At 45.0% G+C, this 22,332-nt stretch carries 20 protein-coding genes and 1 pseudogene; 5 read left to right on the top strand and 16 right to left on the bottom strand.

Going from position 1 to position 22,332, the window contains the following annotated elements:
* Nucleotides 1–638: 638 nt before the first annotated feature.
* The 5 genes and pseudogenes from XZ46_RS26420 to XZ46_RS26400 all read right to left on the bottom strand — a co-directional run bounded on the left by XZ46_RS26420 (nucleotide 639) and on the right by XZ46_RS26400 (nucleotide 5,222).
* Nucleotides 639–3,248: a zinc-dependent metalloprotease gene (locus XZ46_RS26420; RefSeq protein WP_008056205.1), complete on the bottom strand. Its 2,610-nt coding sequence runs from the start codon at nucleotides 3,246–3,248 to the stop codon at nucleotides 639–641.
* A 56-nt stretch (nucleotides 3,249–3,304) separates the two neighbouring features.
* Nucleotides 3,305–3,796 (bottom strand): tellurite resistance TerB family protein, encoded by a 492-nt coding sequence (locus XZ46_RS26415; RefSeq protein ID WP_006622576.1) that lies wholly within the window; start codon nucleotides 3,794–3,796, stop codon nucleotides 3,305–3,307.
* Nucleotides 3,786–4,181, bottom strand: a pseudogene (locus XZ46_RS26410) (zinc ribbon domain-containing protein); the annotation flags it as partial. The gene XZ46_RS26415 and the pseudogene XZ46_RS26410, both read right to left, overlap by 11 nt.
* A 262-nt stretch (nucleotides 4,182–4,443) precedes the next feature.
* The gene (locus XZ46_RS26405) at nucleotides 4,444–4,794 is read right to left on the bottom strand and encodes a carbon dioxide-concentrating mechanism protein CcmK (RefSeq protein ID WP_006670274.1); all 351 of its coding nucleotides are present in this window, start codon (nucleotides 4,792–4,794) and stop codon (nucleotides 4,444–4,446) included.
* 119 nt (nucleotides 4,795–4,913) lie between these two features.
* Nucleotides 4,914–5,222, bottom strand: coding sequence for a carbon dioxide-concentrating mechanism protein CcmK (locus tag XZ46_RS26400; RefSeq protein ID WP_006622579.1), 309 nt, complete (start codon nucleotides 5,220–5,222; stop codon nucleotides 4,914–4,916).
* A 194-nt stretch (nucleotides 5,223–5,416) separates the two neighbouring features.
* Between XZ46_RS26400 and asnS the strand changes: the two genes are divergently transcribed.
* Nucleotides 5,417–6,808, top strand: coding sequence for an asparagine--tRNA ligase (asnS, locus tag XZ46_RS26395; RefSeq protein ID WP_006622580.1), 1,392 nt, complete (start codon nucleotides 5,417–5,419; stop codon nucleotides 6,806–6,808).
* Nucleotides 6,809–7,217: 409 nt separating this feature from the next.
* Here asnS and XZ46_RS26390 read toward each other — a convergent pair whose 3' ends face one another.
* The 4 genes from XZ46_RS26390 to XZ46_RS26375 all read right to left on the bottom strand — a co-directional run bounded on the left by XZ46_RS26390 (nucleotide 7,218) and on the right by XZ46_RS26375 (nucleotide 10,562).
* Nucleotides 7,218–8,354, bottom strand: coding sequence for a geranylgeranyl reductase family protein (locus tag XZ46_RS26390; protein ID WP_008056213.1), 1,137 nt, complete (start codon nucleotides 8,352–8,354; stop codon nucleotides 7,218–7,220).
* A 221-nt stretch (nucleotides 8,355–8,575) separates the two neighbouring features.
* Nucleotides 8,576–8,956, bottom strand: coding sequence for a hypothetical protein (locus tag XZ46_RS26385; RefSeq protein WP_008056215.1), 381 nt, complete (start codon nucleotides 8,954–8,956; stop codon nucleotides 8,576–8,578).
* Between the two features lie 676 nt (nucleotides 8,957–9,632).
* Nucleotides 9,633–10,037 carry a VOC family protein gene (locus XZ46_RS26380; RefSeq protein ID WP_035759996.1) on the bottom strand — a complete coding sequence of 135 codons (405 nt, stop codon included), beginning with the start codon at nucleotides 10,035–10,037 and terminating at the stop codon, nucleotides 9,633–9,635.
* Between the two features lie 33 nt (nucleotides 10,038–10,070).
* Entirely contained in the window at nucleotides 10,071–10,562 is a 492-nt protein-coding gene (locus tag XZ46_RS26375; RefSeq protein ID WP_008056217.1) for a TIGR02652 family protein, read from the bottom strand.
* Nucleotides 10,563–10,641: 79 nt separating this feature from the next.
* Between XZ46_RS26375 and XZ46_RS26370 the strand changes: the two genes are divergently transcribed.
* Nucleotides 10,642–11,196 carry a gamma carbonic anhydrase family protein gene (locus tag XZ46_RS26370; RefSeq protein ID WP_006622592.1) on the top strand — a complete coding sequence of 185 codons (555 nt, stop codon included), beginning with the start codon at nucleotides 10,642–10,644 and terminating at the stop codon, nucleotides 11,194–11,196.
* Nucleotides 11,197–12,064: 868 nt separating this feature from the next.
* On the top strand, nucleotides 12,065–12,319 hold the full coding sequence (gene sipA / locus XZ46_RS26360) for a regulatory protein SipA (protein ID WP_006670270.1): 255 nt from the start codon (nucleotides 12,065–12,067) through the stop codon (nucleotides 12,317–12,319).
* Nucleotides 12,320–12,346: 27 nt separating this feature from the next.
* Here sipA and XZ46_RS26355 read toward each other — a convergent pair whose 3' ends face one another.
* From XZ46_RS26355 to XZ46_RS26345, 3 genes are all read right to left on the bottom strand, one after another.
* Nucleotides 12,347–13,102 carry an alpha/beta hydrolase gene (locus XZ46_RS26355; protein ID WP_006622593.1) on the bottom strand — a complete coding sequence of 252 codons (756 nt, stop codon included), beginning with the start codon at nucleotides 13,100–13,102 and terminating at the stop codon, nucleotides 12,347–12,349.
* 462 nt (nucleotides 13,103–13,564) lie between these two features.
* On the bottom strand, nucleotides 13,565–14,509 hold the full coding sequence (locus XZ46_RS26350) for a type II secretion system F family protein (RefSeq protein ID WP_006622594.1): 945 nt from the start codon (nucleotides 14,507–14,509) through the stop codon (nucleotides 13,565–13,567).
* Between the two features lie 19 nt (nucleotides 14,510–14,528).
* Nucleotides 14,529–16,274 (bottom strand): tetratricopeptide repeat protein, encoded by a 1,746-nt coding sequence (locus XZ46_RS26345; protein ID WP_006622595.1) that lies wholly within the window; start codon nucleotides 16,272–16,274, stop codon nucleotides 14,529–14,531.
* Between the two features lie 532 nt (nucleotides 16,275–16,806).
* Between XZ46_RS26345 and XZ46_RS26340 the strand changes: the two genes are divergently transcribed.
* Nucleotides 16,807–17,154, top strand: coding sequence for a Mo-dependent nitrogenase C-terminal domain-containing protein (locus XZ46_RS26340; protein ID WP_006618724.1), 348 nt, complete (start codon nucleotides 16,807–16,809; stop codon nucleotides 17,152–17,154).
* Nucleotides 17,155–17,432: 278 nt separating this feature from the next.
* On the opposite strand, the gene XZ46_RS26335 is transcribed toward XZ46_RS26340, so the two are convergent.
* The 3 genes from XZ46_RS26335 to ndk form a co-directional block, all read right to left on the bottom strand.
* Complete coding sequence (locus tag XZ46_RS26335; RefSeq protein ID WP_006622597.1) at nucleotides 17,433–17,879, bottom strand: slr1601 family putative cell division protein; 447 nt, start codon at nucleotides 17,877–17,879, stop codon at nucleotides 17,433–17,435.
* A gap of 243 nt (nucleotides 17,880–18,122) precedes the next feature.
* Nucleotides 18,123–18,218, bottom strand: coding sequence for a photosystem I reaction center subunit XII (psaM, locus tag XZ46_RS26330; protein ID WP_006618726.1), 96 nt, complete (start codon nucleotides 18,216–18,218; stop codon nucleotides 18,123–18,125).
* A 192-nt stretch (nucleotides 18,219–18,410) separates the two neighbouring features.
* Nucleotides 18,411–18,860, bottom strand: coding sequence for a nucleoside-diphosphate kinase (ndk, locus tag XZ46_RS26325; RefSeq protein WP_006622600.1), 450 nt, complete (start codon nucleotides 18,858–18,860; stop codon nucleotides 18,411–18,413).
* Between the two features lie 130 nt (nucleotides 18,861–18,990).
* Between ndk and modB the strand changes: the two genes are divergently transcribed.
* Nucleotides 18,991–20,925 carry a molybdate ABC transporter permease subunit gene (gene modB, locus XZ46_RS26320; protein WP_008056225.1) on the top strand — a complete coding sequence of 645 codons (1,935 nt, stop codon included), beginning with the start codon at nucleotides 18,991–18,993 and terminating at the stop codon, nucleotides 20,923–20,925.
* A 2-nt stretch (nucleotides 20,926–20,927) separates the two neighbouring features.
* Here the strand turns inward: modB and XZ46_RS26315 are convergent, their stop codons facing one another.
* Nucleotides 20,928–22,319 (bottom strand): DUF1800 domain-containing protein, encoded by a 1,392-nt coding sequence (locus XZ46_RS26315; RefSeq protein WP_008056228.1) that lies wholly within the window; start codon nucleotides 22,317–22,319, stop codon nucleotides 20,928–20,930.
* Between the last annotated feature and the right edge of the window lie 13 nt (nucleotides 22,320–22,332).

The raw sequence follows: 22,332 nt of genomic DNA, 5'->3' as shown, positions 1-22,332 counted from the left end.
CCAGATAAACCCGAAATATCCTAATTATCGGTGGGTGGGGGCGGGTTTAGTTAAATTCCGGTGGGGAAGTTTCATTGGCGGCAGAACCCGCCCCTACATTATCGGTGGGTGGGGGCGGGTTTAGTTAAATTCCGGTGGGGAAGTTTCATTGACGGCAGAACCCGCCCCTACATTATTGGTGGGTGGGGGCGGGTTTAGTTAAATTCCGGTGGGGAAGTTTCATTGGCGGCAGAACCCGCCCCTACATTATCGGTGGGTGGGGGCGGGTTTATCAAAATTCCGGTGGGGAAGTTTCATTGACGGCAGAACCCGCCCCTACATTATCGGTGGGTGGGGGCGGGTTTAGTTAAATTCCGGTGGGGAAGTTTCATTGGCGGCAGAACCCGCCCCTACATTATCGGTGGGTGGGGGCGGGTTTAGTTAAATTCCGGTGGGGAAGTTTCATTGGCGGCAGAACCCGCCCCTACGGCTTTTTCGGGTGGGGGCGGGTTTAGTTAAATTCCGGTGGGGAAGTTTCATTGACGGCAGAACCCGCCCCTACGGCTTTTTCGGGTGGGGGTGGTGAAGTTTAATTAACTAGGGAATGGCAGGATTTTTGTGTGAACGATAATTGCTGTTTTTGATATGCTAAGTTAAGGCTATATTCCTAAAGTTTTAGCAATCCGATCGCGACTTTTGGCTAAATGTGCTATACTATAGGCATCTAGTTGATCGCTACGACGTTTAACTAGGTAGTCTAGGGATTCTTCTAACTGCTTAAACTGAAACCAGGCTAAGGTCTGTGCATCTTGGGGGGCGGGGGTATTTCCTAATACTATATCAGTCATTAAATCTAGATAAACTTGTTGTAGCGATCGACGCACCGGACCGATAGATATTTGTTTTTCGCTAGTCCATAGTTCCGACCAGATACTATTTGTTAGCATTTCCAATAATTCGGGTATGGTTAAAGCATTACCAGGAGAGGTTTTAAATTCCAAATCCCGCAACCGAGTTAACCTCGCCGGTGAAAGTAGTTCGGATAAAATGCGGTTTTGGACCCACCCAATGCGATCGCTAATAGGATAATCTAAGGAAGCAAAACGATTAGGATTTCCCCAATCAGACCATCGAGAAGGAACTAAGCGATTTAACAGATTCGGAGAAAAATTAAAAGCATCTTCAGCAAATACATATTTGGCTAAAAGTTGCAAAGCCTCTCGTTGCTGAGTTACTGGAATCGGCTCTAAAGGTAAAGAACTGCCACTATTACCAATGCGGTAACGATGGAAAGACTGACCACCTATATATGGTATAGCATTAGCTGCATTATTAGCATAATAACTCAAAATTGTGTTAAAAGCTATCAGCAGTTGGTCAGATTCTTGGCTGCTAGGAAATGAACGAGTTTCTAACCTATCCCATATATATTGGGCATTGTCTAATTGCCATTGGGAATAGCGTAACATATCACTACTAAGATCCCATGGTAGCGCCTCGGGGTCAAGAAAAATTCCCCATACATCCTCATCGGTTGCAAATGCTAGATCTGGCTCAGTTGCCCGTGCTACAATTTCCTGTAATTGGCGAGACTCTAAATAAGGTGTCATATCTAAAATGGGTTGATATCCATATTGAATCGCCCATTGATCATAAGCGCCTAAAACCACGGGAAAATAATCGCCCTGGGGTTGTCCTGGGGGGGCTAAATTCACTGGTAAATAATCCATTACTGAGGCGGTCATTCCCCTAGTGCGGGTAATATCGCGATCGTTTAATTCCTCTGGTGTTAGCATGGTACTACCCCGGAAATTGTGTCTTAAACCCAAAGTATGACCAATTTCATGGGCGGTTAAATAACGCAAATATTGATTAATATACTCATCTATAGAATCTTGGTGAAATCTAGGGTTAACGGACATGGCGATCGCACCAATAGCCAATTGGCGAGTAGATTCTACCTCAAAACAAAAATGCTCCAATGCTATTAAATATTCCTGATTATTAGGGGTGGGTTGTTGCCAATTTCGCCCTAATAAACCATCCTGACATTGTGCAGAACTACCCTCGACTAAAATTTCCTGTCTTTGTCGCAAGCTGTCAATGGCTTGACTTTCAATCACCATATCTGCATCTAAAATTTGACCGGTTAAAGGGTTAACATGGGAAGGACCGTAACCACTGAAAGGCGAGTTAAAAGATGTAGACCAGCGAATGGTATTATAACGGACATCGGCGGGATCCCAGGTAGCATTGTCCGGCATTTGTCGCACTTCGATCGCATTCATAAAACCCACCTTTTCAAAGGCTTTATTCCACATCAAAGCGCCTTCGGCAATAGCTTGACGGTATGCTAAAGGAATGGTATTTTCTAGCCAAAATACAATCGGTTCTACTGGTGCTGACAAGGGCGCACTAGGGATTTGTTTTTGTAAATTCCATCGGTTAATATAGCGCACCATTGCCCCTGTTCGGGTAGGGTTAGAAACATCCCGATAAATCGTTGTAAAATAGCCGATTCGTTCATCAGCTAGGCGAGTGCGGTAGCTGTGATCATCAGGAAGGGCGAGAAAACTGTAACGAATTTTTAGGTTAAATGCACGCCTATCAGAAATAGCTGGGCTATGAGGTACTAGGTTTCTCCCCACGGCTGTAAACCCTAATACTGATGCGACTTCGACATTATTGGGAAATGCTTTGAGACCCGAAATATAGGATTTATCAGCATCAAAATTGTAGTTATTTTGTAAACTGAATAACAGTTGAGAAACGACTCCCGAAAATTCGTTATTTCCTACTAAAACTGGGCTGAAATCTACTAAAATACTCTGTCTTTCAGGATGGGTAGCCATGACAGGTAGGGAGTATAAAACTGAATCCCTAAAAGCGCGGTCTATGGCTGCGGCCTGGGGTTCTTGGGGATTGAACCGAAAGTTGATATTAGGAATTAATAATTCTATCCGGTTGGAAACAGAACGCAGTTTAAACAGGAAACTTCCTAAATCTTGACCACTCCAAAAGTTACTATTTTCTAACCCAGACTCAAGGCTAATAAAACACAGAAAATTTTGCTCAAGCTGTTGGGGTTGAATTTCCAGATAAACCTGTCTAGTTTCGGGTTTGTGATAGAGAGTAAACAACCCGACCAATTGTTCTGTTCCCTGGATGATACCATCAAAATCGGCAGGTTGTGTCTGTTGCTGTGATATCTGAAATGGAGCGATCGCCAAAGATTTGGGGATTTGTGCGATCGCTTTATTCCACCCCATTGTCACCATAACAAATGAGAGCAACAAAATTATCAGATATCGGCTTAATCTTCTCATCAACCATTAGGTGTTCTGAGATCGTATTGTTCTAACTTCTGCTCAAAAATCTCAGACGCTTGTTCAGCAGGTATATCCAACATTTGCCACAAATGGGTCAAAAACTCTCGTTCCTTAATAGACAAGACCCCATCAACTAATAACAAATCGCTAACTACTGTAAACACAGTTTCCTGAAGTTGTACAGGTAAAAACTCACGAGCGATCGCCAACAGAGAGTAAGTCCCCTTGAGAGATAGTAACTCAAATAACTTTTCGACTAAATTAGTCAGCTTGGGCTGAGAATATCCGTTAAACAGGGGAAGTTCCGACAATAAAACTATAATCCGTTCCCTTTCCTGGGCGCACAGATAGCCGTCAGCACAGATAGCACTAACTGCGATCGCCGCAAACGCCTCCGGGGTAGACAGAGAAATCCGCGTTTCATCCTGTCCTTTAAAGATTTTGTTGAGTATGCTCATCAGAAACCCACTGATACATTTACGCGACATTTTTCCGGTTGTTCCCGGACAATGCAACGATAGCACTATTACCCGTTAAGGTAACAGAGGCGGTATCCCGCAAAGCTTTTAGAAAGATTCCAAAAGCACCGTTCCAGTCCCGTGGTAGAGTGAACCCCCACTCAGGACATCGGAACACTTTTGAGCCACCTAGCTGGGAATGGACATGACCACAGTGAGTACAGGTTTTGCTGGTGTATTCTTCCGTCACATCTACAACTGTGGTTCCAGTTATTTCCCCTTGATGTCTCAGGGTTAGTTTGAATCGATAATGCGCCCATGTCAGCATGGCGCGGGCAGTCTTAGACCTGATTAGACGCTTCACCTTGGCAACCATATTGGAAGTCTCGAAGGGGGGCCAAAAAATCCGGCTGTGTTATGGGATGGCCAGGGATGCGACCCAATCAACTAAGGGGTTGAAGTCCTCACCGGGTAGTCCCCACGCCCATTTCAGCTCTATTTCATACCCGAAGGTCTCGCACCATACTTGGTATTATACCGTATTGCCGTAAAATGTTAACCTAATTTGAGATGAAATCATGCTCTCTCAACAACGAATAAAGGGTTCATTGTAACACAACTTAGATTTTACCATTGCCCCCTACCCCGTGATTCCCCCGGAGCAAGGAGCCTGTCCATTATCGTGCGTTACCCCTAGGAAGAGTCAAACCCTCAGCGGCTGCTCGATATTCTTCCACCGCTTCGCTAAAGTCAATAGGAAGCACAGCCACGACATTTTCATGGGGACGGGGAATAATTACCCAAGTTTCCAAAGCCCCCCCATATACCTTCTCTACTGCTGCAATACCAGCATCCATAGCGGTTTTCACCTCGGAAACATCCCCTCGTATCATCACTGTAAACCGAGCGCTACCCGCCCGGATATAGCCCACCAGGGTGACACGACCCGCTTTAACCATTGCATCTGCTGCCGCTAAAATCCCTGGAAACCCCTTAGTTTCCAGTGCGCCCACTGCTTGTTGTGACATCAAAAACTCTCCTGAGTGAATAATAACCCGTCGCTGCACTTGAACTTGAGTCTAGCGACAATTGTTGACAAATTTACCAGAATATGCTATGTGTACATACTCTAAACCAGAGCGACCAGTTAGACTCGGAAGGGTTCGCTCTTGGGGGTATGGTGAATAGGAAGAACATCAACAATATTAGGCGGGGGGTTAGGAATGGTGTAGTGGGTAATAATTGTACACCCAAAGGTATTTTCCGCCGCTGCAATACCTGCCTCCATTGCGGGCTTAACTTCGGAAACTCCGCCCCGAATGGCAACCATAAACTCTCCCCGTTCTGCTAAATCAAAATATACTAAAGTCACCCGTCCAGCTTTAACCATTGCATCAGCCGCCGCCAGTACACCCGGAAAACCCAAGGTTTGAATTACACCCACCGCCTCTGGCATGGAATGTCTCCTCGCTCATTGATATTGCTCAAGCTAATTTTACGCCGAAAATAGCACTTAAACATACTATTGGTTTAGAAAACTTTAGGAACAGTGGACCGCCGAGTGATGATGGTTAACAGTAACCAGACCTCTGGTTCCCGATTCCCGATCGCTGGTATATATAAAATTAGATGGGTTAAGGGACAGACAAAATGGCCAAAGGACGTATAGCGGAAATTTTGCGGACAGGTAAACCGGGTGAAGCGGTAACAGTTCAGGGTTGGGTGAGAACTAAACGGGAGCTGAAGGAGTTTACCTTTGTTGAGGTTAATGATGGGTCTTGTATGGCTAACCTTCAGGTAGTCCTCAACCCCGATTTAACTGATTATGCAGCAATTTTACGACAACTGAACACCGGCGCATCGGTGGAAGTGACGGGAGAAATTGTCTCCTCTCCTGCTAAAGGTCAACGTATTGAACTGAAGGCTGATACAGTACAGGTCTATGGTGAGGCTGACCCTCAGACCTATGTTTTGCAGAAGAAGCGACACTCTTTTGAGTTCCTACGCACGATCGCCCATTTGCGATCGCGTACTAACACCTATGGCGCAGTCTTTCGGGTTCGTAACGCCTGTGCGGCGGCGGTTCACCAATTTTTCCAAGAAAGAGGCTTTCTGTGGATACATACCCCTATTATCACCGCCAGCGACTGCGAAGGCGCGGGAGAATTATTTTCCGTCACCAGTTTAGATCTCAATCATCTACCCCTCACGGAGACGAAAACTGTCGATTTCTCCCAAGACTTCTTTGGAAAACGCGCATTTCTTACCGTTAGCGGTCAACTCGAAGCTGAAATTATGGCTCTGGCTTTTGGTAATGTTTACACTTTTGGCCCCACTTTTCGGGCGGAAAATTCTAATACTTCTCGCCACTTAGCCGAGTTCTGGATGATTGAACCAGAAATGGCTTTTTGTGACCTTGATGGTAATATGGATTTGGCTGAGGCTTTCCTTAAACATATCTTTAAGTCGGTTTTAGAACAATGTCCAGAAGACCTGGAATTTTTTAACCAAAGAATTGATAATTCCGTCTTGGCTACGGCTGATAATATTATCAATAATGAATTTGAACGCATTACCTATACGGAGGCGATCGCACTACTAGAAAAAAGCGATCGCACCTTTGAATATCCCGTCAGTTGGGGCTTAGACCTACAATCCGAACATGAACGCTACCTAGCTGAAGAACTCTTTAAAAAACCCGTAATTGTGACCGACTACCCCCGTGAAATAAAAGCCTTTTATATGCGCCAAAACGACGACGAAAAAACCGTCCGCGCCATGGATGTTCTCGCCCCCAAAGTTGGCGAAATTATCGGCGGTTCTCAACGGGAAGAACGCTTAGATATCCTCCAAAAACGTATGGAAGCCTTACAAATTAACCCCGATGAATTATGGTGGTATTTGGATTTGAGGCGCTATGGAACTGTTCCCCATGCGGGTTTTGGTTTAGGCTTTGAACGGGTAGTTCAGTTTATGACAGGGATGGCTAATATTCGTGATGTAATTCCTTTCCCACGCGCTCCCCAAACCATTGATTTTTAAAGAGTCATTTACAGGGGTGTGTCAGTTTTGAAGTATCCCGTCATCATGACTACAGCCTGTTCAGAAATGATCTGATCATCTCTCAAAGTCCCTCTCCCTCTCTGGGATCCAGATTTAGGGTGAGGGGAATGTATTAAGCGACTGGTGAACAAGCTGTATTTCACCGTCGCTGGCGCACCCTACTAATCAAAGTCCCTCTCCCTCTCTGGGATCCAGATTTAGGGTGAGGGGAATGTATTAAGCGACTGGTGAACAAGCTGTATTTCACCGTCGCTGGCGCACCCTACTAATCAAAGTCCCTCTCCCTCTCTGGGAGAGAGATATAGGGTGAGGGGAATGTATTAAGCGACTGGTGAACAAGCTGTATTTCACCGTCGCTGGCGCTACTAAATGTAATTAACAATATTGATTATTTGGAATTAAAGTTAAATAGGGATTTTTGCAACAGTTTAATACCTTTGTTGGCTACATCTGAATAACTCAACTCTCCCGCAAATATGCGGCTCATAGTCGCTGTGGCTGAAGGTTTTTTGACAGCTATTTGATAACCTAATTGAGGAAAACGGTAAAATATTTGAGCTAATTTCTGAGCAAACATCATCTGATTACCCCATTCCTCATTCATAACTTCTGTGTACTTATCTAAAGCATTAATATCCCCCCCTAGCGCTTGATTAATGGCTTCAGCCGCTTTTAAACCACTAAAAATAGATGGACGAATACCCTCAGCCGTAAATGGATCAACCACACAGGCTGCTTCTCCTGCTAAAACTGCATTTTGGGTATGTAATTTTTGTTTACCATCCCACAGAGAAATTGGATGTCCGCACTCGGTAGCATTATCTAAATTCAGGTGAAAAAATGTCGCATAATCTTCTAATATTCGTTTGAAATTTTGTGCTTTGCGTTGTTTAGAAAAAGCTCCAGCCCCCAGAGAATAGCCGTCAGCTTTAGGGAAATTCCAGCCATAACCACTATTGACTAAACCAAATTCAAAATAGGTCTTCATATCCACAGGTTTAGATGTCGGTATTTCTAATTCTAACGCCCCCGCTACCAGTTTCTTTTGTTTGGTAAATCCTAACCATTTGGCTAGAGGACCTTTAGCACCATCCGCACCAATTAAATAACGACCAGTGTAGGTATCTTCCGGGGTTTTAACTAACCAGCGATCGCTTTGAAATTCTATCCCCAGAACCTCCGTATTATCTCTAACTGTAGCCCCTTTACTGATAGCCTGTTTGAGAATAAAATAATCAAAAACCTCTCGCCTGACCATCCAAATCGGATTTATTTTTAATTCCACCTCTATGGGTTCCGATTTATTCCAGGTATAATAAACCATAACAGTTTTCAGGGAAATTGCCGGAGAAAAATCGAAATCAAACCAATCCTGAACTATCGGAGAAACTCCACCCCCACAGGGTTTATATCGTGGCAAAATCGCCTTATCAATAACTAAAATCGAATGACCTTTTTTCGCCAAATGATAGGCTGCTGTGGCTCCCGCTGGACCTGAACCTACAATAATACAATCAAAAATCATTAATTTATCCTTAAAATTAAAAGCAGGGAATTAAAGATTAGTCGGTGTTTTGACAATCTTCTCCCCCTGCTGTCTAACTATATTAACCTGGGCGGATTTATATCGCCGAGATAGGGCGGGTTTATGATCACAGGTATATGGCGGGTTTATGTGCATTCATCTGTTACTAGGATATACCGGGCGTGAACCCGCCCCTACCAATTACCATATACCCACATTGATTAAGGTTTCGGTTGGCGAACTGCTGGAGCCGCCGCCGCCCCATAGTTGATCCGACACCCGACGTTAAAGATGCTTGAACCGCATTCGAGTGGTACTATTTGGTCATTGAGGATGGCGCTACAACTGACATACTCATCGCCATTGGTATCTCTGATCATACACCTAATCGGAGTGGCTCCAGAACTCTTGGACCAAGCCTTCATCCCTAACTCCGCTACCATATGAGACCAAAAAAATGACAGGAAACCGATCGCCACTACTACGGACAGAACTATTCCTACTTTCAGTTGCCAACTATTGATAATTTTAAGGAATTTATCCTTGAGGCTACTTACCGCCTCCACAGCATTATTACTGGTTTGCGTTGAATTATCTGTCATTTGTCTATTCTGATAGATTTACGCGACATTTTTCCGGTTCCGGACAATGCGACGATAGCACTGTTACCCGTTAAGGTAACAGAGGCGGTATCCCGCAAAGCTTTTAGAAAGATGATCCCAAAGCACTGTTTAGCTTGGTAGTCTCAGACCTGATTTTTCGCTTCACCTCACTAGCCATATTGGAAGTCTCGAATTGGAGCCCAAAAATTAGGCTGTGTTATGTGGGATGGTCAGGGATGCGACCCAATCAACCAAGGGTTGGAAGTCCCACTAGGAGTTTATTTCAGGCATCTCAGCCCTATTTGGTCTCCTAAACGTCTCGCACCCATACTTGGTATGGTAGCGCATCGCCCTAATTGGTTCAACTAATCTGCGATTAAATTAAGCTCCCCCGTTAATATTATTGCCGATTATGTTAAGTTTTGTTACAAATTGTCACGATCGCCATAGTAATGGGAGATAACTATTGACTTAGGGGGTTGGCTATGATACCATTTTAGATAATGGGAGGCAGGACTCAAAAATTATTTAGGAATATATTTCGATTATAAAGCGTAATACTCTAATGTTACCCCACATCCCCCCATCTTGTCAACCCCTTTAGGGGGGCGGGCCATTTTTTTTGAAAATTTAGAGCATTAGAGGAATGGAATGGGGGCGATTGTGGCATTATTAATTAGGGCTTTAACAAGCGAATAAATTCGAGGGGTAAGCCGTCAGCATCAGCAATAAAAGCGACCTCATAAACGCGGTTGCTGATTAGCTGTTGGGTAGGGGGAAGGAGAACCTTTAAAGAGGGGATGCGATCGCTCAAATGATGAATCCAAGTAGGTAAATCAGGAGTAATATCAGTCAAATCAAAAGAGAGATGATAGTAACCGACATAATGTTCATCTCCAAAGGGGTCAGGGGGTGGTGATGGTTCAGGAATTTGGATAAGTTCAAGGCGGCCCAAATCTCCTTGCATCCAACAGGCGAGGGTGTAGCCAGTAGTAAAGCGATCGGTGACGGAGAACCCCAACTGCTGATAAAAAGCGATCGCGCGATGAATATCTGCGGTGCGAATAGAAGCATGGTGCATGAAATTATCCCCATCTATTTCCATGAGCGCCAATTAAGATAAGGAAGGGGAGAGCCCCTTTTCCTTTTCCAGACTAAAGTTAATGACATTCCAACAGGGTTCAACCTGTGGGGAGGGGCTAAACTCTACAGGAAGACCATAGAGACGAGGTTCCCCCACCTCAGACTGCTCACGCCAGGGGGTGTTACGTTCGAGATAAGAACTAATTAACTCCTGGTAACGCTGTGCGATGATGACTCGTGTGGCTCGATATCCTTGAGTATATAAGCGATCGAGGGCTTCGTGTATTTCAAAGCGGATACCGTCAGGATGGGTATGCTGTCGATACCATTCATCCTCCCATAAACGCCATTGTCGCCCGGACTGAAGATGTACCAATTCGCCAGTTTGAGGATCAGCTTCAAAAGCCCCATGTCGAGGACATAGGTAAGTATCCGTCAGGGTTAAAGCCGGGATTTTTTGGCGACAGTGAGGACAGCGAATCTCCGCCCCAAAAATAGGGTACTGCAAGGCAGAATTTATCATGAAACCGTTTTCCGAGCCAGTAGTGGTCTATTATAGCGATGGGTTTTGTATATGTATCAATCAGCCATCAGTTTAAGCTATGAACCTACCTGATCAAGCTCCCATTTGTCCAGCAGTCGGTCATTTTCCGCCACCGGATTTGTCTAAGGCTGCATTTGTCGCCCCAGGTGCGGTGGTGGTTGGTGATGTACAAGTGGGTTCAGGGGCGAGTATTTGGTATGCTGCGGTAGTGCGGGGGGATGTTGAACGGATTATTATAGGCGATCGCACTAATATTCAAGATGGTGCTATTCTCCACGGCGACCCCGGATATATTACCCATTTAGAACATGATGTTACCGTAGGTCATCGAGCGGTGATCCATGCCGCCCATATTGAACCGGGAAGTTTAATCGGCATTGGGGCAATTATACTAGATGGGGTGCGAGTCGGTTTCGGTAGTATTATCGGTGCGGGTTCTGTAGTGACCAAAGACGTACAACCGCGATCGCTAATGGTGGGAGTTCCGGCTAAACGTATCCGGGAAATTTCCGAAGCCGAAGTCACAGAACTTATTGACCACGCCCAACGATACGAGAAACTGGCACGATTTCACGCTGGAGGTAGCACGGAGACCGGATTTGAACTAAAATAGGGACGCACTCTAAAAATTCCTTGGCTACCAGTTATCCCATGAGGGATGAAAATGTCGGAGAAATTGTTATGGCCGGGGTGGAAGGTGGAAAATCAGCTTGACACTCCCCGCTCTGAAGAGACGGGGATTCTTGGCTCACCGAGACCACTTAAACTAGATTCCTTGCGTCGTCTAGCCCAGAGGTGGGACTCTCCCCAAGCGTTACTTTCGGTATGCCCTACCGTAGTTGCATTTCTGCCAATCCTGTTTAGATTGAAGCAAATATACCTCAAAAACTGATTTGTCTAGTTCCTGTGAATCTTTTACCTGCTGCCAGGAGGAAGCTAGAACAATGCAGCCAAACCGCATAGATTCAATGGTCAAGGTTCAGTGTACGCCTTGAGGCAACAAGGTTTTTTAAGTGGTTGGTTACCTGGCATGACTACAATCAGTGTAGCATTTATCTAGTAAGCGTGTAAAGTCAAACAGCGATGTTGTTCGAGAGTTGATCAGGTCTTGGGCTGACGGGCACTAAAGTACCCGTGTCGCCTTTCATCCTTGCTCTCTTGAGACAAGGTTTTCATGCTCCAGTGTTGTTCGCATAACAACACCCTCAAGACCCGAAACATCCTATCGGTACTATTGCATACCTGGCTGGAGTTGCTGGATGATAAGTACAAGTTGCTAGGACCCGCAAGACTTTTTTTGGTGATTTACGGGCGTTAACCTGTTACCTGTACTTAGACAGTTGGGAGGGCCTACTGACGTTTATCCTGCAAGGTTTAGAGCGGTTAGACATTCTACCCAATAGCAGTCGAATTTCTATAATGAGAATGGCTGCGATCGTTTACAATAGGGTGATTGCTCAGTGGAAGCATTCCCAGATCTGATGGAAAAAGATAAAGAATTTGCCGTTCATCAACAAGTTAGAGTGATTGCTCTACCGCCATATATCAAAACAGCGGAACCCATGCCGATTCTACGGCCTCCGAACGTGATCAAGTTAGGTGAAGTGGGGGTAGTTCTCGATCGCCGTCCTGGTGGTTACTGGGGCGTTAGATTCACCAAAGGTTCATTTTTAATAGAGAGCCAATATATTGAGGCAGTGGAAAACCCAGAGCCAGAAAGCAGGGTGTCTGACTGACACCCTGGGGATAAACCAACAGTCAAATTACCACAGGCCTCTAATTGGACCAGGAGCCGGCGCTGGTGCCGGCGCTGGTGCGGGTACAGGCCGTGGCACTGGTGCAGGTGCAGGCCGTGGCGCGGGTGTTGGTGCGGGCCGTGGTTGTACAACACCAGCACCAGCACCTGGTAAATCAACTCGTTGAGCAGAACAGCCACCGACAATTCTTGTACCATCGGAGAACTGAGTCCCAAACTGTGAACCCTGTCTAAACAGAGATCCCAATTCGGTACTTACGCTCTGCATTTTAGCGACTGTTGCCGGAATATTGGCGACATCGACATACATTCCCGGCACAGGATAGTATTTCAGAAACTCCAAGAAAGAGATTTTGCCATCGTTGCTGAGGGCGTTAATCAGTCCAGCGCGAATAGCTTTGCCATTAGCAACTCGCCGATGGGTGCGTACAGTTGCACCAATTTCATCAGTTAGTTCTTGACCTGTGGGAGTGTAAATCATACAGGAAAATGGTACTAGGTCAAAGCCAATTTCTAAGCCCATCAATCCCCGCAGGGTGTCTGCCTGAATCCCGGAAGCACCGACAATCTGGCGAATAGTTTTAGTGGTCACTCCATCTCTGGTAAATGCCTCTAAATCACTGATGTTGATGGGAGCTTGGAAAGGTCCATAGGTGAGAATCACTCGCTCGGCGGCGATCGCACCAGTTTGAGCAAAAATTACACCAGCGATCGCTCCGAAAAACCATCCCGGACGCAAATTCTTCACACTTGGTAGTTTCATGTAAAACCTCACTTAAAAGAATGAAAACTGCCATTTCTCATAACAGATACACTTAACCCCAAAAATTGGGCAATAGTCGGAAGTATCTGAGTATTGCACAATCTTAAAAAGCAGACGTGGAGGTGTCTCTTAATGCTTTCAACATTAGGTTGAAAGCGGACTATTCTCATGTACAAATCGCCTTTTTTCAGCCAAAATTTACAGGCGATGCACTTTACGTCTACTACAGAACAGCTATGCTGCTATAGGCCTTGACGGTTCCGAGTGTATCAATAGTTGGGTATAATGTCAAGCATTTGGGTAAGAATTTCCCAATAATAAACTAGCAGTCGGCAGGCCTTATGCACCACAATTTCGGATCCGGTTGCGGTTATAGTCAGCTTAAATCTAGTTGCCAAATTTCACAAGCTCGAAAACATTTAATTTTTGCCAATCTGTTCCTAGTTCCCAGGATTTGAGGGGTTAACTAGGTAGCAAAATGAAGAGTGATTTCATGGCTTCTAGGCTGAGAATGGCTACTACTCCTCCCGCTGATAGGAGAGTCATGGGAATCAGAATCCTCTGTAGTAGACGCAGCGATCGCATTAGTTCCTGTTCATAGTATTGTTGAACATTATACAGGGCACCATCCAGATGTCCGGTTTCTTCGCCAGTGCGAATCAAATTGATAGCGATCGCTGGGAGTCGTTCCCGGAGACATTGGCTGAGAGTTTTTCCGGCAGGAATTTGTCCCAAGGCTACGGTTAAAGTTCCCCTCATCTGCGGACATGGAATGCGATCGCGCACCAATTCGATCGCCATGAGAATTGGTAAGCCACATCTAATAGGCAATTCCAACTCAGCCAGATATAGCATGGAACGGGCGGTTTGAATACGACGGATAAAAGGTAGTCTGGGGATAAGTTTGTAGACCATAAACCCGACAACGCCGGCTATAAACATCCACAACAGCCAATCATTTAGGTTAGCCTCATGGGTGTATAAGATAGTCGCCAGTAGCAACAGAAGACTGAAAGCAGTAGTCGCAGCAGCTATGGTCACAGAACGATAAAAATTTTGTCGGTGGGTCTGCTGTTTTTCAATTGCAGCCAGTTGTAACAACATTTCGGGTAGTGCGCCGCTGGTGGCTGCTATATCCAGCAAACTAGCAGTCCACCAGTCAAATATCCGAGGGGCTCGTCTGAAAGCGACAGATAAATCTTCCCCACGACCGAGAGATTTAATCACTTTCCCCAGGTAACGACCAAGCCGAGGATTGCTTTTTTTGGCGATTACTATCAAACTTTGATAGACTGTTAAACCAGATTCCAACAGCACTGCCAGTTTAGTATATAGTTGGGCTTTTTCCTGGGGGGTCATAGGGCATGGGTGCAAGGAATTAGGAACTGAGCCATTAATTTCGGCCATGGGGGTGGCTCGTTGGGGGTTACATATCTACGAGTTTGCGCCTGACTCGTTCTCGGTGAGCGATAATTGGTGATGGTTGGGGTTGTTCGCTGAGTTCTAGGGCGATCCCATAGGAATTAAAAGCCTCTTGATATAGGGCAATTTGCTCGAAGGCTTGGCCGCGTCTGACCCATGCTTCCCAGTAGTCGGGTTTGATTTTGATCAGTCGGTCATAAGCAGCGATCGCATCTTGATAGCGATCGAGTTTTTCCAAGATCGCCCCTTGTTCTAACCAAATTTGGTAATTGTCTGGCCAAATAGCGATCGCCTCAGAAAAAGCATCCACCGCCTGCACATATTGTCCCAAACGAGCTAAAACCTGTCCCAGTTTCACCCAGGCTTGAAAGTTATCAGGTTTTTGGCGAACCAATTTCCGGTAAGCCATGACTGCTTCTTCATCTCGTTTAAGTAGTTCCAATGCCATACCCCGCTGTAGTCCCACTTGGTCTGCTAGTTCGAGGGTTAAAACAGTAGTTTGAATTACTTTATCGTAAGCCTTGAGCGCATCCTCATAGCGTCCTAATCTTTCTAAGGTTAATCCCCGCTGGTTCCAAGCCTCCAGGAAGTTCGGTTGTACTTGCAGAGCATTATCGCAGGCAATTATGGCTTCTGGGTAACGCCGCAACTGAAATAAAGCGACTGCGCGACCTAACCAGGCTTCGGGAAAGTTAGAATTGAGTTGAGTAGCGCGGTCAAAAGAAGCGATCGCGGATTTATATTCTTTTAAATCCAGTAAAGTTTGACCCCGACCTATCCAAATAGCTGGGGACTCCGGGTTAATTTCCAAAGCCCGATCTAGGCTAAGTAAAGCAGTTTTCGGCCACCCCGATTTCAGAGCCATACCTTTATAAAACCAGGCTTCGTAATCGTTGGGTTGCAGTTGGATCACTTGGTCATAACAGGCGATCGCATCATTGTAGCGATGTAATTTTTGTAAGGCAATCCCCCGATTAAAAATAGCCTTGAAGCTCGCTGGTTGCAGTTCTAAGGCTTTATCGTAGGAAGCGATCGCATCGACATAACGATGCTGACTCATCAGCATTTCCCCACGATGAAACCAGGCTTCATAGTTAGCCGGTTCCAGTTTGACCGCCCGATCTAATGATGCCACGGCTTCACTATAGCGATCGTCATTCATCAAAGCATTACCCTGGTGATACCATAGAGCCGAAATATTTGGTTTAATTTCGATCGCCCGTTTATAGGAAGCGGCCGCCGCCTCAAATTGTAGGGATGCTTCCAAAGCCAAACCCCTCTCATACCAGGCTTCAAAGTTATTGGGTTCCATAGTTAAAGCCTTGTCAAAAGAGGCGATCGCTTCTTCATAGCGTTCTAACTTCGATAGAGTCATGCCTCTAAACGTCCACGGCCAATAATTTCTCGGACGCAATTTAATAGCCCTATCATAGGCCCCCAGTGCCTGTTTATACTGTTTCAACTTTCGTAATGTATTACCCAAGCGCAACCAAGCCGCCCACGAATCAGGCTTTAACTTAACCGCGATCTGATAATGTATCAGAGCCTGATCATATCGCTCCCGTTTATATAAACGATTCCCCTGGTTATACTCCCGAAATGCTTTAAATATATTGAATATCCCCCAGTTCCCGGCTTGATCTTGTTCCGCCCCAACAGAATCACCCTCACCAGCGGATGTCTGAGATGTTTCAGCAGGGGTAGTTACAGGCGCAGGCTGCTGGTTTAACTGTTCATCTGTGTTCAGCAACGTCTCTTTCCTCACCGTGGCTTGATTTTGACTTTACCCACCCCGGTTAGACAGGGCTTTTTTGACTTTCAGATATCTTGCCAGTTTACCAGAATTGATACTCCGGCGGTGAACCAAACATCATCAACCAAGTTTTCCCAGGTTAGATCGCCATACTTGGGCTTTAATTCACAAAAAAGTTTCCTTGTCAATGCCTAAATCATCAGTAAAAGTTATATTGTTTATAGACTTGATTTATAGTTGTGATCTAAATCATAGCCAAAATCTGAAAATGTAAGGCAAGATCATTGATGGGAGAACGGAGGATATCCAAAGCCAATGGCAATATTTAACCGTCAATAACCCACCACTAAATGGGAGTACCGATTCTAGTGGGGGCTTGAAATAGCCCTAGTTGGACTGATCAAGCTAGGAAATGCGATCGCTAACCATTGCGGATTAGTTGTCAACAAGATTGAAGATCCAGTGTACAGCAAAAAGTATACTAACTGGTGGCGATCGCCATCTGTATTCCTATTCGAGGGATTTAATCATGAATTGGGCAAACCATACTATGCCCCGTCTGCACCTTGCTAGTTGGGTTAAAAATCATTCACACCACCATTTTCACCCATCATTTTCGCCCCTTCAACCTCTGCGACAGTGGCTGAACCAGATACAAGTCAAAAATCCGAAAACCGCCCGATTGCTATGTAGTTTAATTCCGACTCAATGCCCCTTTGAGCGAGATATTAAATTTGGCGATCGCACTATTTTTCACATTCCGCCCTTATGCAAACTCAATCCGGTTTATGAAGAATTAGTCAGTTTACGTTTTCGCGCTTTATGCTATCTGGCTGATGAATGTGGCGAGGATATCACCGCTTATCTGGGAGGCTAAAATCAGATGAAATGGTGAACCGCCAGATCAGAGTTTAATGGTTGACGATTAACCCCCATCCCCCTACAACCCCTAGGTTGGAGGAGATGGGGGATTGTTAATCAAAATTAACCCCCAAAAAGATGGGCAAAAAGCATGGTGTTAATTAACTAAAATCAGCCTCAGCTTTCCGAAAACGGCAAATTGGCAGGTTGAGCAAATTATCAAGTGGAAAGGTGAACTACGGAACGCCATAAGCGCGATTGATTGCCAGTGGTAGTTAACCAATTGTCTCTACTTTACTGATCTAATTCCGCATAGTGAGACTCTGATAATTCAGGTTTATCTGCGGTCCTATGGTTAGGGTGTAACCAGACAATTTGACGCTGGCGGGGGTCTATTCGGTTGCCATTTTCTTGCATAATATTTTGAGCTTGTTGAGGGTCAAAATAGCGACTAAACTCCTCTTGATGTTGTTGGACCCTGGCTTCAGTCATATTAACTTCCGCCTCAATTTCTCGCCATTTATCATGGACGATGCGTTGATTAGGCACAATTTGGACCAGTGCTGCTACTGCGAATGCAGATAATGTGAAATTTGTCAATATTTTCGCCGTAGTTTCTAATGCGATCGCCCTATGATGTCGATGGGCGCGAGGTCGGACTCGAACTTGAGAACGACGACGCAAGCGGCGGGGAGACTGCTGTGGTTTTTGAGGTGGTGTAGGAGGTTTAATCGCGTACATGATCGTCGTCTCAGTATATTTTTATCATCGAGTCTGATGCGAAGGCAAGTTGTCAGGCTGGTAGCCCGGTTGATGCGAATGCGCCAACGGTAACCCGCAGCACTATAAATAAAAAGACCCCGACAGTCAAGCCTAGTGATAGAGACTAATTTACTGCATTATGCAGCAATTGTCTCCATTACGATCGCTTTTCTGTCGAAGTCCGGCTATTGTCCCTAGAGACAAGGAATATAGGGATCGATTCTATTTATAAAGTTCGGTGGAAAGACGGAATGCCAAAATACCGGGGATCAATGCAATTACCAAAGCGACAAAAACTTGGGTATCGGTTAGAGACATAATAAAGAAACTCCTTGGATCTGAATTTGATCTTGATTGTTGACTAATTTGAACTAATCTGGGTCGGTTGGGAAGAGTTTGTAACAAGTTTAAACAAAATGTTACGGTTTTTCGGGAAGCTGGGGACAACCGATCGCGATCGGTACTACCCACAGGCGCTGGCGATCGCCATTGATGTCCCCAACACCGATGCTATTCTACCAGCCAGGACTTGAGGCTAGGTTCCCAACTTACCAATTCCTCGTCCTTAAACCAGAGAGCGATTTCTTTTTGCGCGGTTTCTGGTGCGTCTGACCCATGAATTAAGTTGCGACCAACACTAATCCCAAAATCTCCCCGCAGGGTTCCCGGTTCAGCATTCAGGGGGTTAGTAGCGCCGATAATCTTCCTAGCAGAGGCGATGACACCTTCCCCTTCCCAGACCATTGCTACTAAAGGACCGGAAATGATGAAAGAAACCAGATCATTGAAAAATGGTCTTTCTTTGTGGACATCATAATGTTGTTCAGCCAGTTGGCGGCTGGCTTTCATAATTTTTAAACCCACGAGGGTAAAGCCTTTGGCTTCAAAGCGTTTGATAATCTCGCCGATGAGTCCCCGTTGAACACCATCAGGCTTAATAGCTAGAAATGTGCGTTCCAAGCCTAATCTCCTGTTGTTAGCAAATGTCTACAGGAATCAGATTAACTCATTTTGAGTCACTGCCATGATTTAATTGGCTGTTCAATTTACTGAAGCTAGGGGGAGGTAATCGTTGGCATAGTTCCTGTCAATGGTGTATAGTGCCATTGTCCCTGAATCTATAACTCCCCAAATGCGATCGGACTTATCTCCTATTTGGATTTCCTTAAAAATCTCGATACTGGCTACAGCTATAACTTTGATCGGGGGAGTTTGGGCGGCTTATAAATTGCATAGTTATCAAGGTAAAGGGAAATCCTTAATTGAAAGTATTTTAATTTCTCCGCTGATTTTGCCTCCGACAGTGGTGGGATTTATTTTGCTGCGAATTTTCGGGGATAGAGGCTTATTAAGCGGGTTGTTAGCTATCCTCAATATCAATATTGTATTTACTTGGTATGCGGGCATTATTGCGGCTACTGTTGTGACTTTTCCCCTCATTTATAAAACTTCCTGTGGGGCTTTTGAGCAAATAGATAGCAATTTGTTAGTTTCCGCCCGCATTTTAGGGGCTTCGGAACTCAAGGTTTTTGTACGAGTAGCGTTTCCTCTGGCTTTTCCTGGTATTATTTCTGGGGCGACTTTAGCTTTTGCTAGGGGACTGGGAGAGTTTGGGGCAACTATGATGTTGGCTGGCAATATTCCGGGAGTTACTCAAACTATTCCTTTGGCGATTTATTCAGCGGTACAAGCTGGGGAAATTCAGGAAGCCTGGATGTGGTCAGGGGTGATTTTATCAATTTCTTTGTCAGCAATTACTTTGGCTAATTTAGGGATTAAATGGCAGCGATCGCCTCAAAAATATCCGGGGGTTAATCCTCCTCATATCCAGATTAAACGAGCCACTAATTTTAGCATATATCCGGCAGAAGGCACGGGTTTACAAGTCAATATTTATCAACAACTTCCGGATTTTGGATTACAGGTAAAATTTTCTGGCTATCGCGAAGAACCCCTAGGGATTTTGGGTGCATCTGGTACGGGCAAAAGTATGATTTTAAGATGTATTGTCGGGGTGGAAACTCCCAGGAGTGGCACGATAGTTTTAAACGGGAAAGTGCTATTTGATTCTACCCAGCAAATCAATATTCCGAGTAGCGATCGCCGGGTGGGTTTTTTGGCTCAAAATTACGCCCTATTTCCCCATTTAACTGTAGCGGAAAATATCGCCTTTGGTTTATCAGACCAACTCTCCCAGACTCAAATAAAGATGAAGGTTGAGGAACAATTAATCAGGGTGAAACTTCCTGGTATAGGGAACCGTTATCCTCATCAACTCTCAGGGGGACAACAACAGCGAGTCGCCTTAGCAAGGGCTTTAGTAGTGGAACCAGAAATTTTACTGTTAGATGAACCATTTTCTGCCCTAGATAGCCACATTCGATATCAAATGGAACAGGAACTTATCCAAATACTAGAAACCTATGCGGGGGTGACATTATTTGTGACCCATAACCGTTCAGAAGCCTATCGTATTTGTCCTCGGTTATTAGTCATTAATCAGGGACGGGTGGAAGCATTTGGTTCCACCCAAGATATTTTTGATCACCCCCCTACTTTATCAAGCGCGCAACTGACAGGATGCAAAAATTTTTCACGGGTGGTGAGAATTTCTGAACGGGTGATAAAAAGCCTTGACTGGGGGTGTAACTTAGAATTATCAAAGCCGCTTCCCCAGGGATTAACTCATGTGGGAATTAGGGCTTATCAGGTTGGGGAAAACCTAAGTTTATGGTCAGAAACCGACCCACCAGGAGAAAAAAATATCTTTCCTTGCTGGGTAGTTTTTACGATAAAATCCCCGAAACAAATTAGCCTTTATATTAAGTTAAATAGTCCCCCAAATCACGCCCAAGATTATCACCTGCAAGCTGATATTTCTAAGGCTAAATGGCAGCAACTTAATAACCATGAATTTCCTTGGCAAATTACCCTGGCGGCTGACCAACTTTTGCCACTGGTAACCCCTGATGATTATGATGTCATGTTATCAGGGGATATGCTGAATAACAGAGGATTAAGCTGATATTAATACCGCATAAATTCGGGACTACCCAAGAAAATTGCACCCTGTAAATTGGGGGGACTTTCGGCTAAAATTTGGCGAGTTTGGGGAGATAATAAAACTCCTAAAGTTTCTTCTAGCTGCTTGACATCAACTGGGTTTCCTTTATGGAGTAATCCCCCCGCCAAGGGGACGGCTAAACTACTGCGACGCACCATGGTATCTGGGTTTAACCAAGCCTGTTGAGTGTTTTTATATCCATCAGGAGAAGGACAGCCATAAAGAGGCATTCCCAACTGGTTTAAAATGCCGTTAATGGGGTCATAATTAGTCACTTCTCCGACGGCGCGCATGACTGATGTTATATAACGATAGGGGTTTTTGAATTTACTATTGTAGTGATTTTCGTCCCAAAATTCGGTGCTGTTAAATAAGGTTTTGAGAACTTCGGTGATATCGCCTTGGGTTTCCATAAAGCGATCGCCTAAAGCCTTAACTAAAGATGATGGGGGTTCGTCAGCGACAAATGCTTGGGCTAATTTATAACCAATATGTTTGGCGGTGGCGGGGTGACTAGCTAGGATATCTAATGCTTCCTCAACCTCCTCGATACCTCTGCCTTTAATAGTTCTCCCAAAAAGGATTTTATCATTAAAATCATGTCGAGTTTCATCAAAATAAAATCCCTCCTGATTTCGGGGGCGATCGCTTGGTTTTGGTAGTCCCCAACCTGTCAAAATTCGGGCTAATTCCATCACGTCATTTTGTGTATATCCCCCCTCAACTCCCAAGGTATGTAACTCCAATAATTCCCGCGCATAATTCTCATTCAACCCCTTAAATCTTCCGGTCGCACCGGGACTATTTGGGGCGGTATTTTGCCAATTATCCAAATAGAATAACATGGCGGGATGCCTAGCGGTTGCGCCTAGTAGGGTTCGGAATTTACCCCAAACATGAGGTCTAATGGCGTGTTCCTCATAGGACCCAATCCAAATTCTACTCAGTCCTTGCAATCCAAATACGTTAAAATGGTTAAACCAAAAATCCACCATCACTTCTTCTAATTGGCGGGGACTATGTAAAGCCCGAATCATTCTGGCGCGACGAATTTGGTTAATTACTCTCTGTTGAAATTGCCGCCTAACTTGTGCGAGTTGAGGCTGTGCTAACCCCAGTTTTTGGGCTTCATTAACCTCTCGATTTTGTTCTCTAACTAGCCTTCCTGGTCGCCAGGGGAGGGTATCTAAGGGCTGAAGTTCCTGGGTGAGAGTTGCGGGAATAGCTAAAGAATTGGGGTTAAGTTGCGAGTTAATATATCCAGCCATCCCGGTCTTGTTAATTTGATTAATCTGACCGTTAATTAACCCTAAACTCTGTCGGTTAACCAGATGAATAATTTGGCGATCGCCCATAATTCTATACTCC

The organism is Limnospira indica PCC 8005, from assembly GCF_000973065.1.
Taxonomy (GTDB): Bacteria; Cyanobacteriota; Cyanobacteriia; order Cyanobacteriales; family Microcoleaceae; genus Limnospira; species Limnospira fusiformis.
This window is presented reverse-complemented; position numbering and strand designations above follow the sequence as displayed.

Coding starts and splice junctions, on each gene's coding strand:
- XZ46_RS26405 (WP_006670274.1), bottom strand. CDS start 4,794: ATGTCACAACAAGCAGTGGGCGCACTGGAAACTAAGGGGTTTCCAGGG.
- XZ46_RS26335 (WP_006622597.1), bottom strand. CDS start 17,879: ATGTACGCGATTAAACCTCCTACACCACCTCAAAAACCACAGCAGTCT.
- XZ46_RS26380 (WP_035759996.1), bottom strand. CDS start 10,037: ATGCACCATGCTTCTATTCGCACCGCAGATATTCATCGCGCGATCGCT.
- XZ46_RS26400 (WP_006622579.1), bottom strand. CDS start 5,222: ATGCCAGAGGCGGTGGGTGTAATTCAAACCTTGGGTTTTCCGGGTGTA.
- XZ46_RS26415 (WP_006622576.1), bottom strand. CDS start 3,796: ATGTCGCGTAAATGTATCAGTGGGTTTCTGATGAGCATACTCAACAAA.
- psaM (WP_006618726.1), bottom strand. CDS start 18,218: ATGTCTCTAACCGATACCCAAGTTTTTGTCGCTTTGGTAATTGCATTG.
- XZ46_RS26385 (WP_008056215.1), bottom strand. CDS start 8,956: ATGACAGATAATTCAACGCAAACCAGTAATAATGCTGTGGAGGCGGTA.
- XZ46_RS26315 (WP_008056228.1), bottom strand. CDS start 22,319: ATGGGCGATCGCCAAATTATTCATCTGGTTAACCGACAGAGTTTAGGG.
- XZ46_RS26350 (WP_006622594.1), bottom strand. CDS start 14,509: ATGGCCGAAATTAATGGCTCAGTTCCTAATTCCTTGCACCCATGCCCT.
- XZ46_RS26370 (WP_006622592.1), top strand. CDS start 10,642: ATGAACCTACCTGATCAAGCTCCCATTTGTCCAGCAGTCGGTCATTTT.
- asnS (WP_006622580.1), top strand. CDS start 5,417: ATGGCCAAAGGACGTATAGCGGAAATTTTGCGGACAGGTAAACCGGGT.
- XZ46_RS26340 (WP_006618724.1), top strand. CDS start 16,807: ATGAATTGGGCAAACCATACTATGCCCCGTCTGCACCTTGCTAGTTGG.
- sipA (WP_006670270.1), top strand. CDS start 12,065: ATGGAAAAAGATAAAGAATTTGCCGTTCATCAACAAGTTAGAGTGATT.
- modB (WP_008056225.1), top strand. CDS start 18,991: ATGGTGTATAGTGCCATTGTCCCTGAATCTATAACTCCCCAAATGCGA.
- XZ46_RS26390 (WP_008056213.1), bottom strand. CDS start 8,354: ATGATTTTTGATTGTATTATTGTAGGTTCAGGTCCAGCGGGAGCCACA.
- XZ46_RS26355 (WP_006622593.1), bottom strand. CDS start 13,102: ATGAAACTACCAAGTGTGAAGAATTTGCGTCCGGGATGGTTTTTCGGA.
- XZ46_RS26375 (WP_008056217.1), bottom strand. CDS start 10,562: ATGATAAATTCTGCCTTGCAGTACCCTATTTTTGGGGCGGAGATTCGC.
- XZ46_RS26420 (WP_008056205.1), bottom strand. CDS start 3,248: ATGGGGTGGAATAAAGCGATCGCACAAATCCCCAAATCTTTGGCGATC.